Source organism: Bacteroides sp. QWL-09 (assembly GCF_058683585.1).
The window spans coordinates 2838674-2853577 of sequence record NZ_CM178748.1; the positions used below are offsets into that span (position 1 = coordinate 2838674).

Genomic DNA, 14904 nt, shown 5'->3' on the forward strand with positions numbered 1-14904 from the left:
GAGCACATTATTTAACTGCAAACTTAGACATTTTTCGGTTCAAAATGCGTATTTTCGCCCATTAATCTCGTAACAAAAAGAATATGAACATTCCAATTATTAATAAATCGAAGCATGCTTTACCGGAGTATGCTACAGAATCTTCTGCCGGCATGGATATTCGTGCTAATTTGTCTGAACCTATTACTTTGAATCCTTTGCAACGTTGCCTTGTACCAACCGGACTTTATATGGCATTACCTCAAGGCTACGAAGCACAAATTCGCCCTCGCAGTGGTTTGGCTTTGAAGAAAGGTATCACAGTGCTTAATTCCCCGGGAACGATCGATGCTGATTATAGAGGAGAGATAGGTATCATCCTCATTAACCTTTCCGGCGAATCCTTTGTCATTGAAGATGGTGAACGTATCGCTCAGATGATCATTGCCCGTCACGAGCACGTTGGTTGGGAGTCTACTGATACGTTGGATGATACAGCCAGAGGAGCTGGGGGATTTGGACACACCGGGAAATCTTAATGGATAAATGCCGAATCATAGATTGGGCTTTTTAGATTTGGAATCATGAAAAAAAGAATAACACCTATTTTATTGGTAGCCGGTCTATCGCTTCTTCTCTTGTCGTGCGCGTCGAAGGTTCGTTTGGTCGATCATTCGTCAACGCCCCTCAATGACCAGTCGGTTGCCGATCAACGAAAGTACGATTACTACTTTCTTGAGGCCATGCGGATGAAGCAACAGAAGTCGTACGATGTCACTTTTGAGCTTTTGCAGCATTGTCTGGATCTTAATCCTAAAGCTTCTTCGGCGTTATATGAGCTCGCCCAATATTATCTGTTCTTGCGGCAAGTCCCGCAAGGGCGTGATGCTTTAGAAAAAGCGGTACGATACAGTCCCGACAATTATTGGTATAGCCAGGGTCTGGCTTCTTTGTATCAGCAGCAAAACGACTTGGAAAAAGCCACCGATCTTTATGAACAGATGGCTCTTCGCTTCCCTTCGAAGCAAGAACCGTTGCTTAATCTGTTGGATCTTTATAATCGTGAACAAAAATACCGTGAAGTCATTCGTACCCTCAATCGTTTAGAACAGCGTATGGGGAAAAACGAACAACTCACGATGGAAAAGTTTCGGGTTTACCTGCAGATGAAAGAGGATAAAAAGGCGTTTCGTGAGATTGAAAGCTTGGTTGAAGAATATCCGGCAGATCTACGTTATCAAGTCATCTTAGGGGATGTTTATCTGGAGCATGGGAAAAAGCAAGAAGCTTATGCGTTGTATCAGAAAGTTCTCGCTGCAGAGTCGGATAACGCGATGGCTTTGTATTCTATGGCCAATTATTACGACGAGATCGGCGATCAAGAGAAGTACCAACAACAACTCGATACCTTGCTTTTAAGTAAGAAAGTGCCGGCTGAAACGAAAGTGAATGTGATGCGTCAAGTGATTGTCGACGGTGAATCTTCGGGAAAAGATAGTACTCAAGTCATACGCTTGTTCGATCGTATGCTCAAACTCGATCCCGAAGATGCTCAGATCCCCATGCTATACGCCCAGTATCTATTGTCGAAAAACATGGAGGCAGCTTCGGTGCCTGTTCTGGAACAAATCGTTCAGGTTGAGCCGACGAATAAAGCGGCTCGTTTGATGTTGGTGAGTGCCGCTGTTAAACAGGAAGATTATCAAAAGATTATTAAGGTTTGTGAGCCGGGTATAGAGGCGACTCCGGAGGCCTTAGAATTTTACTATTATCTAGCTATTGCTTATAATCAAGCGGAAGAAGGGGATAGTGTTTTGAGCGTCTGCCGCAAAGCTTTAGAGCAGGTTAATGAGCAGAGTAAGAAAGAAGTTGTTTCCGACTTCTATGCCATTATGGGAGATGTTTATCATACCAAGAAACAGATGACTGAGGCTTATGCTGCTTATGACTCGGCTTTGGTGTACAATCCTTCAAACATTGGCGCGTTGAACAACTATGCTTATTACCTCTCGGTAGAGCGAAAAGATTTAGATCGTGCTGAAGAGATGAGTTATAAAACCGTTAAGGCTGAACCTAAAAATGCGACCTTCTTAGATACTTATGCCTGGATCTTGTTTGAGAAAGGTAACTATGCTGAGGCGCGCATCTATATTGAAGAAGCAGTCAAGAACGATACCACCAAAAGTGCTGTTCTTTTAGAACATTGTGGTGATATCCTTTATATGGCTAAAGATGTAGAAGGAGCACTCATGTATTGGAAGAAAGCCTATGATGCGGGAAGTGACTCGAAAACCTTGAAACAGAAAATAGAACAAAAGAAATACATTGCAGAATGAGAAAGTGGTTATATTTATTGGGTCTAGTTGTCTTTCTTACCGGCTGTAAAACATTGAAACCCGGCAGTGGATCATTAGATCCGGTTTATTTATCGTCGAAGTTGCAACTCGTTGTACCCACACGCGATGGCTCGTTGACCATTGGAGGTCATATGAAGATGAAAAGTCACGAACGGATACAGATTTCTTTGCTCATGCCGATTCTCCGTTCGGAAGTGGCCCGTATAGAGATCACTCCAGATGACATTTTATTGATCGATCGTATGAATAAACGCTATGTGCGTGCTACAAAAGCCGAAGTTGAACAGGCGATCCTTCATAAAGCCGATTATTCACGACTAGAGAAACTACTGATCAAGGCCTCGTTGCCTAATGGTAAGAGCGAAATTCTGGGTAAGGATCTTGGTATTCCCTCTTTGCAGAAAGCCAAGTTAAAGTTATACGACTTTAGTGCTCGTGAGATTGCTATTATTCCGACTGAGGTTTCTTCTAAATATCGTCAAACCTCTTTGGAGGAATTAATGAATATGTTGTCGAAAATATTATGAGATATTGTTTAGTTGCTTTGTTATTGAGTTGGTGTACTTTTCCTTCTTTGTTTGCTCAGTCGAATAAACTGATCAAAGAGCTCGAAGGCAAACGTGGTGCACTTCAAAAACAGATTGTCGAAACCGAACAGTTGCTTAAAACTACAAAGAAAGATGTCGGGAGCCAGCTGAGGAATCTTACGGTATTGACGGGGCAGATTGAGGAACGTAAGCGTTACATCGCAGTCATTAACACGGATGTCAAGTCGATCGACGACGAACTTTATTCGTTGGCTGTCGAACTTCGAAGTTTGGAGCGTGACCTGAAAAGTAAGAAAAAGAAATATGAAGCTTCTGTACAATATTTGTATAAAAACAAGTCGATCGAGGAGAAGTTGATGTTTATCTTTTCGGCAAAAGATCTGGGACAGACCTATCGTCGCTTGCGTTACGTTCGTGAATATGGTACTTATCAGCGTCTTCAAGGTGAAGAGATCTTAAAGAAGCAGGAGCAAGTGCGTAAGAAGAAGATCGAACGTGAACAGGTAAAGCGGGCTAAAGAGAATCTCCTAAAAGAACGGGAAGGCGAGAAGCAAAAACTTGAGGTTCAGGAAAAAGAAAAGCGGTCGTTAGTGGCCAACCTTCAAAAGAAACAGAAGGGATTACAAAGCGAGATTAATAAGAAAAGACGTGAAGCGGCTCAGCTGAATGCTAAGATCGACCGTCTGATTGCTGAGGAAATAGAACGTGCGCGTAAGCGTGCCGAGGAAGAAGCGCGTAAGGAAGCTGAAAAGGCCGGTCGGACTGTAGAGGAAAAGAAGAGTTCAAAAAGCTCAAAGCGATCGAAAGCTTCGAAGAGCAAACCTCTCGAAGAATATACGATGAGTAGAGCGGATCGTGAGTTATCGAGCAACTTCTCCTCCAATAAAGGACGTCTGCCTATGCCGATTTCCGGGGCTTATATTATTACGAGCCATTTTGGGGAGTATGCTGTTGAAGGACTTCGTAATGTGAAGCTCGACAACAAAGGCATCGACATTCAAGGTAAACCCGGAGCTCAAGCACGGGCGATCTTCGATGGTAAAGTAGCGGCGGTGTTCCAGTTGAATGGCTTGTTCAATATCCTCATCCGTCATGGCAGTTACATCTCGGTGTATTGCAACTTATCTTCGGCAAGCGTGAAGTCGGGTGATGCGGTTCAGACGAAACAACCGATTGGTACCGTTTTCTCTGATGGAGCCGATGGAGGACGTACAGTCTTACATTTCCAACTTCGGCGTGAGAAAGATAAGTTGAATCCGGAACCTTGGTTGAACCGGTAGATTTTTAAAATATTTTTAAAATAAGAGTTGCCCTCGTTGTCTTTGTACAACGAGGGCAAACTTTTATGCGAACGACTCTTGTTTCCCTTTACATTCTAAAGGTCAGTCTAAACGTTTGTAAGAAGACTTGTCACTGCCCGAATTAGTGTTTGTTATTCGAACGGTTGGCGTCAGGGATATAGTCATTGCCTAATGTGATATTGGTGATCGGTTCTGTCGATTCAAAAGAAACCGTTAACGGTTTGTTAGGTTGTTCCAACCATTTTCTAGCCGGCAATGTGATTGTTTTTACGATTTTGTCCTGGTTATAACCTGAAAGGACAACGGGTAAAGGAAAATCGCCTTTATTAACCACCACGACCTCGATCTTATGTCCTGAGCGTTTGACTTGATCTATTGCTAAATCGGGAATGCCACCATTTTGATAGTACCACGCCTGCCAAAACCACGTTAAGTCTTGTCCGGAAAGGGAGTTGAACGTATTAAAGAAGTCGTATGGTGTTGGGTGTTTATATTTCCAGCGTTCCATAAATCCGTTTAAGCAAGTCTTAAACAACGAATCACCCAGCTCTGTCTCTAACATGCGTAAGGCAACTTCTGTCTTGGCATAATTGAGGTAGAAATAGATGCGCTGATCAAGGTAGTGGGTTGGCGTTATTACCGCCGGCTCATCTTCCAGACCGGCATAATAGGAGAAAGCTCTGGTGTTCTTCTTGGCTTCATCAAGAGGCGCCATTCTCATCTGAACTTTCTCAGGTAAAAACACGGTCAGCCCTTCGTCGAGCCAGCCATTTTTCGTTTCGTTGGTGCAAACGTAGAAGGGGAAGTAGCTATGTGCTATTTCGTGCGAATTGGCATACACGGTCATGCTGAACTTAGGATCTGCACCTACATTGGTGATCATCGGATACTCGATACCAAAATCGCCATTGAAGACGGTCATATAAGGGAAGGGAAACGGAATGCCCGGTATCTCTTCCGACATGGAACGGACGGTCTCTCTCGCCACATCTACTACTTTATCGAAATGTTGAGAGGCAGGATTATAGGCGACTCCTACTATGGTGCGTCTTTTCGTAGCCTTATCTACTTCCACGCTTGTGACATCCCAACAATAATGATCGCTGAGCCCGAAAGCGAAATCAGAAACCTGAGAAGCTTTGTATCTCCAAGTCTGTTTGTTGGTGGTGATGTTTCCTCGTTTCAAATCTTGAACTGTGATTAAATGGGTGACTTGATCGGAAGCTGTGGCTTTCTTATAGTTGGCATTGTATGGAGCTTGCAGCAACTCGTCTATGTTTACCGGCTCTCCGGTAGCCCAAACCATAAAGCCTTTGGGAACAGTAATCTCGACATCAAAGTCGGCTACTTCGTTGTAGAACTCTGCTAGTCCGTTGTAGGAATGCTTATCCCATCCGTTGAGATCGTCATACACTGCGATTTGTGGATACCATTGTCCTAGAAAAACAGTCGTACTGTCGATCGTCCCCATTCTGATTAAGGTGTGTTCGGGGATGTGGAAATTCCAGTCGATCTGTATGTCGGCTTTGCTTTGTGGCGCTATCTTGTCAGTGAGTTGTACGTGCATCAATGTGCCTGTGCGGCGCACTTGTTTCTGATTCACTTCGATGGTCTTCTCGTTATTCCCGATATGCATACGCTCGATGACTACGCCGTCGGTCAAATCGCGCGGATCCACATCGACGAGTGAATTGCGGTTGGCTCCTCTTTTAAATAGATCTTGATAGAGTCTGACGACAAGAGTCTTTAGGGTATCCGGACTGTTGTTGAAGTAGGTGATTCGTTCCGAGCCGTGTAGCATCTTGTTCTTCACATCGACGGTTGCTTTGATGGTGTAAGACGCTGTGTTTTGCCAGTAATGCTTACCGGGATTTCCATCTTTGCTGCGTGTCTGCTTGGCGTAGGCTAATGTAACGCTTTTGGGCACCACGTTTTTTTCTTCTGAGAAGACGGTCGTACAGAAGAGCAAAAATAAGCCCGTTGCAAGAATCATTCTTTTTTTCATCTTTGTTAGAGTTTAAGGAGGTTAATCGATCTTTTATAAGATCGTTAAATGGTTATGTTCTAATTATTTCTTACAAATATATTTCTTCTTTTTCGATAAACGAGCTTTTTTGGAATTCTTTTTGTAAGGATATGCGCTAAAATTTATTTTGGAGATAAACCTTAAACCAAGTCATTCAGTCGAATAGACTGAGTTCACTTCTTTCATAGGTTAATCACTGAACTCTCTCAAGTGCAACTCTTATATATTCCTCCTCCTAAAGTTTATTTTGAATATGATCTGTCATCTGCCACCAAATGAGTGATAAGTTGTTGATTTACAGTTTCGAAAGAGTGTTGCAGATGGGTGTTGCAGATAGGTGGCAGATCAATGATCTGCAACACCAAGTGAATGGAAGGATGATTGAGTGCTTTTTCCTGACAATCAGAAAGCCTTTCCCTTGCCCATCCAACGGGCTAGTTCTCTTTTTTTTAAGGTAAAACAAAAAGTTTCGAAGGGTCGCTATTTCAGTTCCAACGTTTGGAAAATTATTTCCAAACGTTGGAACTTTTATTTTGTCAGTATGAAACTAGAACTTCTACCGTATGAAACTGCTTTGTCTGCCGTATGAAACTATAAATCGGACGTAAGTTGCTGATTTCTTGCTCTATGAGCGTGCCTTTTACTGATTTAGGTTGTCTTTTACTGATGTAGGTAGACTCTTTCTGTTCTATCACTCTGAAAAGATAGACCGTTTTATTTTTTCTATCCTAAGAACCTAGACACGTTGTGGCTATTTTAAATTGCTGTGGATTTACGCTTAAATATTGATAGACTGTTTGATAATACAATCATGACGAATAAAACAGTGATGATCAGTTGGTCTTTTCCTCGTCTCCATATTTGTTTGTGGATGTCAAACTTATAAGAAATATGGAAACCTCTGAGGGGCAGTAATCTATGAAAAAACACCATTTCAATCCTCTTAGCAGAGAATGAAATGGTGTTTAACCCTATTATAATCGATAAAGAACGTCTAATTTATAACTGCCGTTTGAGTTGTTTACTCCAGATGGCATACCCTTCTTCGGTGAGGTGCAGCCCATCGGTGGTCAGCTCCTTTCTAAGGATAGCTGTTCCCTCTTCCGTAAAGTGTGGAAAGAGATTGATGAAGACGAGCTTGCGCTCGGTAGCCAATTGTTCTAATTGCTCATTAATCATTGGGATCATGTCTGTTTTCCCTTCCAATCGTTTATAGCGTTTGAAGCTTTCGTTGATGGGGAGAAGACTTTGCAGGTAGATGCGGGTGCGTGGCGACTTTTTATGAATGGTGTCGACCAACTGGGTCACCAAGGTGACAATGCTATCTACCGAGAGTTGATGCGATAAGTCATTGACTCCGGCCATTAGAATGAGTCTTTTGGGGCGTCCTTTAAGGATCTCTTCGAGTCGAAACATCATGCCCGAGACATCATCGCCGATAATACCTCGGTTGCGGATATGCCTTCGCCCTAATCGCTTGCCCCAATCGGCACCATTTTCGGTTAGGCTATTGCCTAGCATCACCGTCTCTTTTCGCTTAATGGGTTTTTCGGCTGCAAAATCCGTTAGGCGAGCGTAATAATGCGCTGTTCGAGGTTCCTCGGTCGGCTTTACCGGATTCTTTAGTGCGTTTTCTTGAGCTCTTCCGTCGATCGAAAGAGCTAAGAAGAACGCACTAATGCTGATGATCAATCTGCAGGGGCTCATCGGCTAAGCATTTAATTCTTGTTGCTCGATACGATAAGCCTCAATAGCTTTCTTTACCGATCCATGGGTTAATAGAAGCGCTTTTGCCTGGTCATATTCTAAGTGAAGTTCGTCAATAATCATACGCGTCCCGCGGTCGACCAGCTTTTGGTTACTGAGTTGCATGTTGACCATTTTGTTGCCTTTCACCCGACCGAGCTGAATCATGACCGACGTGCTGATCATGTTTAGAATCATCTTCTGTCCCGTGCCCGATTTCATTCGTGAACTTCCGGTCACATATTCCGGACCGACAATCATTTCAATGGCAACATCGGCTTCTTGTGCCATTGGAGAGTCGGGATTGCTTGTAATGCAGCCGGTCAGGATACCATGCTCACGAGCAGCGTGCATCGCTCCTATGACGTAAGGGGTGGTACCTGAGGCTGCAATGCCGATGACAGTATCGTTTGAATGGATACCTTGTTCCAAGAGTTCTTCCCAGCCTCTTGTGGTGTCGTCTTCGGCGTTTTCTACAGGATTACGTAAAGCGGTGTCGCCTCCGGCTATTAAGCCGATGACCACGGTGTTGGGCATCCCAAAGGTTGGAGGAATCTCGGACGCATCGAGAACGCCTAATCGACCGCTTGTGCCTGCTCCCATATAAAAGATTCGTCCCCCTTGTTTAACACGAGAGACGATTTGTGATACGAGCTTTTCAACCTGCGGAATGGTCTGCTGTACAGCTAAGGCCACCTTTTGGTCTTCGGCGTTTATTTCTTCAAGTATTTCGCGTATGGTCTTTTTCTCAAGACCGTTATAAAGCGATGATTGTTCGGATATTTTAGTAAATGCCATGTTCGTTGGTTGGAGTTAGAGGGTTTCGTGGTAGTGGATTAATCCGGGCATCGGACTCTTTTCGATTTGTCCGATACGAATGCCGATTTCACGAGCGGCTTCTTTCAAGATGTCTTGATAATAGTAGGCCACTGATCCGACAAAGTGAACGTCGAATGTCGAATAATCGTATTGCATGACGTTGCGCTTGAAGAAATCGATAAAGCTTTGGTAGACCATATCATGTATCTCCTGAATGTGTAGATGTTCCACTAAGAAGGGAGAGAGACTGGCCAGGAAACGATTAGGGAACGGCTTCCGATAAACCCTGTCGATAATATCCGCCGGAGTTAAGTCGTACTTTTCCAAAAAAGTTTCTTTCAAACCTACAGGCATCTGATTCTTGAGCAAGCTGCCAATGAAGAGTTTGCCAAGTACGGCTCCACTGCCTTCATCTCCCAAGATAAAACCTAGCGGTGAAACGTTCTGGACGATCTCTTTGCCATCATAGTAACAAGAGTTCGATCCTGTACCCATGATGCAGGCAATGCCTGGAGAGTGAGCACAGAGTCCTCTGGCGGCAGCCAACATGTCGGTGCTGACTTCAATCTCCTGTTCAACTTCTAAATGCGCGGCAATGGCTCGGCGGACACTTTCTATCTTATCGGGAAAGGCACAGCCGGCCCCATAGAAGTGCACGGCCTCAAACCGTTTGCTGGGTAGATGAGGAAGGAGCGACGTCTCAATCTCGTGTTTAATCTCTTCTTCGCTTTGGAAGAAAGGGTTGGTACCTCCGGTGTTTACTCGACGGAGTAATTGTCCATGTTCTACGATGCACCAATCGGTCTTAGTAGAACCACTATCTGCTATAAGTATCATATTTTAATATAAATTTTCTTCTTGTATAATAGGTACCCGATGCTCCAATTTAAGCCGACAAAGAGTAGAGCAAAGGCTAAAGATCCCGGGTAATCGCCTAACAAAGGTTGTAGGACGATTTTATAAGCGAAGCCATGAAGGCTGATCATCTCGTTTTGATAAGGAATGAGGATGTTCCCTAATAGGATGGAGAGTACTCCGCCCATCACATAGATAAATAGGGGGTTGACACCAAACGATTCGAAGAAGGTCCACCCTTTCTTGTAGCCTTTCACGTCGATCAACCAGATCAGAAGAGCGAGTAAGCTGGAGGCAAGACCGCAGGTTACAATGGCAAAGGTGGGCGACCAGATCTTTTTACTGATCGGGCAGCCATAGCTGAGAAGGAAACCTGCAAAGGTGAGGGTGGTGCCCACGATGAATAGGCGCTCAATCTTTTCGTTGATGTTTGAGACTTGCATGAGTAAGCGACCCACACAGAAGCCAATGAGGACATGGGCGATAGAGGGGATGGTGCTGAGCAGTCCTTCCGGATCGATGCCATTGTCTTTATACATGTGGGCTTCCCCAAGAATCTGATGGTCGACAATCGACAAGAGGTTGCTGGTGTCGTATGCAAAGCCGTTGCCTAACTTTAGGAGAATGAAATATCCGCCTAAAAGGAGGGCGATGAGATAGGGAATGTGTTTGTGTTTAACGGTTAATGCAATAAGGGCAGTGGCACCGTAGCACAAGGCCAGTCGTTGCATTACACCAAGGATACGTAAGTGATCGAACGTCCAAACCGATTGTCCCAAGCGGGCTAGGAACGAGATGGGTTCTTCTCCTAAGCTATTCCACGTCCGACAGAAGAGTGAGAACCAAGCAATCCCTAATCCGATGAGGAAGATGATGATGGATCGTTTGATGATCTTTAAGGCGGCAGCGTGACTGAACTTGAATTCGTATTTTCTCAGAGAGATGTAGGTCGATATGCCCATAATGAACATAAAGAATGGGAATACGAGGTCGGTTGGTGTGAGTCCAATCCATTCAGCGTGTCCTAAGGGAGCGTATACGGCTCCCCAGCTGCCAGGGTTGTTGACCATAATCATACCGGCGATGGTAATGCCTCGTAGAATGTCGAGGGCGAGTAAGCGTTTGTTGGTTGTTTGATTCATGGTTATGAGTTTTTCGGTTGTTGTTTCGGGGTAGTACATTCGTCGACTAAATAGACAATGGAGATGTAGGGGATACCTCCATTGGTCGTCAGTCCAATTTCGCAAGTGCGACTGTTGGAATAGCCTATCTTAACACGGTTCTTCTCTAGTTGTGGGCGGAGCTTGCGTAGGGCGTATTGGTTGACCTCAGGATGAGTGAACCCTTTGTCGCCGGCAAAGCCGCAGCATCCCACTTCTTCGGGAATGAAGACGTTCGATGAACAGAGACGTGAGAGTGCAATGAGTTGTTGCTCTAATCCCATCTTGCGCATCGAGCAAGTCGTGTGAATCGCCACCCGTTTGTCGGTTGTGCTGAAGTCTAACCGTTCGCGTAGGAAGGTGTAGATAAATTCCACCGGTTCGTAGAGTTTCATTCGCTTGATGGTTTCACGCATACGATATAAGCAAGGGCTTTGGTCGCATAGCACCGGGTATTGTCCTTGGACACTGGCTTCCCATAAGGCGGCTTCTAACTCTTTTGCTTTTTCATCGGCCATTTCGGGCATGCCTTTACTTTCCCAGATCGTACCACAACAGAGCTTTTCCATTTCTGCAGGGAAGATCACGTCGTATCCGGCTTTATGCAATAAGGCAATCATCTTATTCGCTAGGGCTTGTTCGACCGGTGATTTTCGAGCAATTCCCATGGTCTGATTGATGCAACTTGGGAAGTAGACGACTTTCAATGGGGAGCCCTGGTTTGACTGCTTCGAGTCGGTATGCAGCTTGAAGGCTTTGGGCATCGCAGGCGTCCATAGAGGGAGGCTTAGCCGATGGTGTAAAGCTTGGCAAAGCTGACTCATGGTTGAGGCGCCTAATAGACTGTGGGTGGTATCGGCTATGGTCAGTACCGGCCGAATCATGGATTTAACTCCCGAAAAGTGACGGGCAGCATACCGGCCGATTTGATAGCCGACGGAGTGCTCCGGTAGGTTTGCACGACGGATATCGTGTGTGAGTTCTCCGGTATTGATATGCATTGGGCAGGAAGTGGCGCATAGTCCATCTCCGGCACAGGTCTGGTTACCTGCATAATGGTATTGTTTTTCTAAACGCAATTGTCGTTCGGGATCTTCACCGGTTTGTCTTAAGCGGGCAATCTCACGCTGCACGACGATACGCTGTCGGGAGGAGAGGGTAAACCCGCAAGTGAGGCAGTTGATCTCACAGAAGCCGCATTCAATACACCGATCCACGTGATCGTTGGTCAGCGGAAGAGGTTTGAAGTGCTTGATGTGGCAAGTCGGGTCGTCATTAAAGATGACACCGGGGTTAAGCAAGCCGTTTGGGTCGAATAAGGTTTTGACCTCTTTCATGAGTGCAAAGGCTTCTTCTCCCCACTCGTAGGCTACGAATGGAGCCATATTACGTCCTGTGCCGTGCTCGGCCTTTAGCGAACCGTCGTATTTGTCGACCACTAAATGTTTGACCTCGTCCATGAGGCGTTCGTAACGGTCGACTTCTTGCGAGGTGGCAAACGATTGGTTGATGATGAAGTGATAGTTGCCTTCTAGCGCGTGTCCATAAATGCAAGCATCTTCATATCCGTTTTTAATGAGTAGTTCTTGTAGGTCGGCTGTCGCTTCGGGAAGGTCGTTGATGTGAAAAGCTACATCTTCAATCAGACAGGTGGTCCCGAGCGGGCGAGTTCCGCCTACTGAAGGGAAGATGCCCGACCGGATGGCCCAATAAGTGGCAAATTCCTCCGGACGATCGGTGAACCGTATGGGTGTGGCGGTTTCGAAGGCTTTCAAGACTTCTTCTAAGTGGGCAATCTGATTGTGGAGCTCTACGGTTGTATCGGCTTTGGTCTCGACAAGGAGTGCGGTTAGTCCCTCTCCTGTGGGGTCGTTGACTGATGCCAGTGACTTGCGATCGAGCAGCTCGGCACCTTTAACGATCGGTTCGCCTTTGTCGCTGATCAGCTTTTTCACGGCAACTACGGCGCGACAAGCTTCTTTGATCTCTTTAAAATAGAGCATGGCACTTGCTTTGCAGGGATAGTCATGCTCGGTTTTCATGGTCACCTCCGATAAAAAGGCTAAGGTACCTTCTGAACCGACCATGAGATGGGTGATCAGATCGAATGGATCGTCGTATAAAACAAAAGGTAGTAAGTTCAGACCGGTGACATTCTTGATGGCGTACTTATGGTGTATTCTTTCGCATAGCGTTCTGTTTTTGCGAATACGATCACGAAGGTCGGTTAACTGTTCGATGAACAAACCTTGTGTGGCCTGAAAGGTCTCACGACTCTCTTTGCTCGCGGTATCTAGTATGACACCGTTAGGAAACACGATGCGGGCTGAGAGAATCATCCGATCGCTGTTGGCGTGCGTGCCACAGTTCATCCCTGAAGCGTTGTTCATGATAATGCCACCGACCATGGCACTTTTCACGGAAGCCGGGTCTGGAGCGAATTTGCGGCCATAGGGAGCTAATAGGTCGTTCACCCGCTGACCGGTTATTCCCGGTTGTAGGGTGATCGTTTGTCGATCGGCGGAAAGGGAGTAGTTCTCCCAATGTTTTCCGGCGATGACGAGTATGGAATCGCTGATGGCTTGTCCCGACAGACTAGTGCCTGCTGCACGGAAGGTGACCGGTAGCTTGTGTTTTGATGCGCTTTGGAGTAGTTTCGATACTTCTTGCTCATGATCAGACTGGACTACAATCTTTGGGATAAGTCTGTAGAACCCGGCATCTGTTCCCCAAGCTAGACAGTTCAAATCGTCTGTATAGATTCGTTCTTGGGGAATGAAGCGGTCGATGTCTTCTAGAAAAGCTTTATAAGTAGAGTTGAGCATCTTTTGGTTTTATTTATAAAGGTAGTATTTTTTAGATAGCTTCTTAAAAGCGTCTACATCTTTATTCCAATAGGGCTTGATGTCGTCCCAACGATGGCGGCGACTGAATCGTTCTCGTATTTGCTTTGAACCGGAAACCTGATCGAACATTCGGAACCGCTTACTGTCGGCATGATCGAATACTGCATGTTCGGGATAAAGGATGGCTGCTTCTTGCATCACCAAAAACTGAATTTCACTCAATGGGGCTTTCTTAAAGTCGGTAATGTGGACTTGCACGCCTTGTAGTTCTTCGCCTTTACCTACGGAGTAAAATGGACGTAGATGAATGGGGCGGAAGATTATTCCGGGAACGTGTAAGTTGTTGAGGCGTTGAGCGAGTTCGTCGGCTTTCATCCAAGAAGTCGCAAACATTTGAAAAGGAATCGTGTAGCCGACCCCAATCGATACGTATCCTAATTCGCCTAATATGCCGGATACCGGATAGAAGAAGGCGGAATGTGCATGTGGAATGTGAGGTGAAGAGGGAATCCATTGTAGACCGGTGGAGACATAGTCCATCTTTCGCTTCCAACCTTTCATCTTGACTACTGTCAGGTTACACGGCTTGCCAAGCATTTGTTCGTTGTTGAGCAGTAAGGCCAACTCTCCACAGGTTAGACCATAGACATAAGGAATCTTGAATTGACTCACAAACGAGATGCAGTCGTCTTCTGTCAGGTTACCTTCCACTTTGAGTCCTCCCAGTGGGTTAGGACGATCGAGAACGATAAATTCCTTATTGTTCTCGGCGGCCGCTTGCATGGCTAGTCCCATGGTGCTGATGTAGGTAAACGAGCGACAACCAATGTCTTGAATGTCATACACCAATACGTCGATATCTTTCAGCATATCGGGTGTGGCTTTTCTCGTTTTGCCGTAAAGGGAGTAAACGGGTAATCCGGTTGTCGCATCTTTATTGTCGGTGACATGATCACCTGCATGTACATCGCCACGCACACCGTGTTCTGGCCCAAAAAGGGCTACGAGATTGACATTAGGTGCGGCATGTAGAATGTCGATCGTCGATTGGAGATGATCATCTACTCCTGTGGGATTGGTAATCAATCCCACCCGTTTACCTTCTAGACATTTGAATTGTTGCTTCTTCAGCATCTCAATGCCGGTCTTTATTTTAATCTGTTGAGCGTTCAGTGATACACTCCAAAAGCAACATAGGCTAAGCAAACATAAAGTTAGCCTATTGGTGATATTAAGAGTTATTTTTTTCATGATCGTGTGTTTTGTT

11 protein-coding genes are annotated in these 14904 nt (G+C 45.4%); 4 read left to right on the forward strand and 7 right to left on the reverse strand.

Annotated elements, in window-relative coordinates; all coding sequences use genetic code 11:
• Positions 1–83 precede the first annotated feature (83 nt).
• The 4 genes from dut to AC4PG5_RS11290 are packed head-to-tail and all read left to right on the forward strand — an operon-like array spanning position 84 to position 4164.
• Entirely contained in the window at positions 84–518 is a 435-nt protein-coding gene (gene dut, locus AC4PG5_RS11275) for a dUTP diphosphatase (protein WP_492028982.1), read from the forward strand.
• A 45-nt stretch (positions 519–563) separates the two neighbouring features.
• Positions 564–2315: a tetratricopeptide repeat protein gene (locus AC4PG5_RS11280; RefSeq protein WP_492028983.1), complete on the forward strand. Its 1752-nt coding sequence runs from the start codon at positions 564–566 to the stop codon at positions 2313–2315.
• Positions 2312–2863, forward strand: a complete 552-nt coding sequence (gene lolB1, locus AC4PG5_RS11285; protein ID WP_492028984.1) for a lipoprotein insertase outer membrane protein LolB1 — start codon at positions 2312–2314, stop codon at positions 2861–2863. The genes AC4PG5_RS11280 and lolB1 overlap by 4 nt, the downstream gene beginning before the upstream one ends.
• Positions 2860–4164, forward strand: a complete 1305-nt coding sequence (locus AC4PG5_RS11290; protein ID WP_492028985.1) for a murein hydrolase activator EnvC family protein — start codon at positions 2860–2862, stop codon at positions 4162–4164. The genes lolB1 and AC4PG5_RS11290 overlap by 4 nt, the downstream gene beginning before the upstream one ends.
• Before the next feature lie 142 nt (positions 4165–4306).
• Here the strand turns inward: AC4PG5_RS11290 and AC4PG5_RS11295 are convergent, their stop codons facing one another.
• From AC4PG5_RS11295 to AC4PG5_RS11325, 7 genes are all read right to left on the reverse strand, one after another.
• Positions 4307–6190 carry a M1 family metallopeptidase gene (locus tag AC4PG5_RS11295; protein ID WP_492028986.1) on the reverse strand — a complete coding sequence of 628 codons (1884 nt, stop codon included), beginning with the start codon at positions 6188–6190 and terminating at the stop codon, positions 4307–4309.
• A gap of 1020 nt (positions 6191–7210) precedes the next feature.
• On the reverse strand, positions 7211–7918 hold the full coding sequence (locus AC4PG5_RS11300; protein WP_492028987.1) for a GDSL-type esterase/lipase family protein: 708 nt from the start codon (positions 7916–7918) through the stop codon (positions 7211–7213).
• Between the two features lie 3 nt (positions 7919–7921).
• On the reverse strand, positions 7922–8755 hold the full coding sequence (murQ, locus tag AC4PG5_RS11305) for an N-acetylmuramic acid 6-phosphate etherase (protein ID WP_492028988.1): 834 nt from the start codon (positions 8753–8755) through the stop codon (positions 7922–7924).
• Between the two features lie 15 nt (positions 8756–8770).
• Entirely contained in the window at positions 8771–9613 is an 843-nt protein-coding gene (locus AC4PG5_RS11310; protein WP_492028989.1) for an ATPase, read from the reverse strand.
• On the reverse strand, positions 9610–10773 hold the full coding sequence (locus AC4PG5_RS11315) for an acyltransferase family protein (RefSeq protein ID WP_492028990.1): 1164 nt from the start codon (positions 10771–10773) through the stop codon (positions 9610–9612). The genes AC4PG5_RS11310 and AC4PG5_RS11315 overlap by 4 nt, the downstream gene beginning before the upstream one ends.
• A 2-nt stretch (positions 10774–10775) precedes the next feature.
• A complete protein-coding gene (locus tag AC4PG5_RS11320) occupies positions 10776–13616 on the reverse strand; it encodes an FAD-binding and (Fe-S)-binding domain-containing protein (protein ID WP_492028991.1) in 2841 nt (946 codons plus the stop codon).
• A gap of 9 nt (positions 13617–13625) precedes the next feature.
• Complete coding sequence (locus tag AC4PG5_RS11325; protein ID WP_492028992.1) at positions 13626–14888, reverse strand: exo-beta-N-acetylmuramidase NamZ family protein; 1263 nt, start codon at positions 14886–14888, stop codon at positions 13626–13628.
• Positions 14889–14904: the final 16 nt, after the last annotated feature.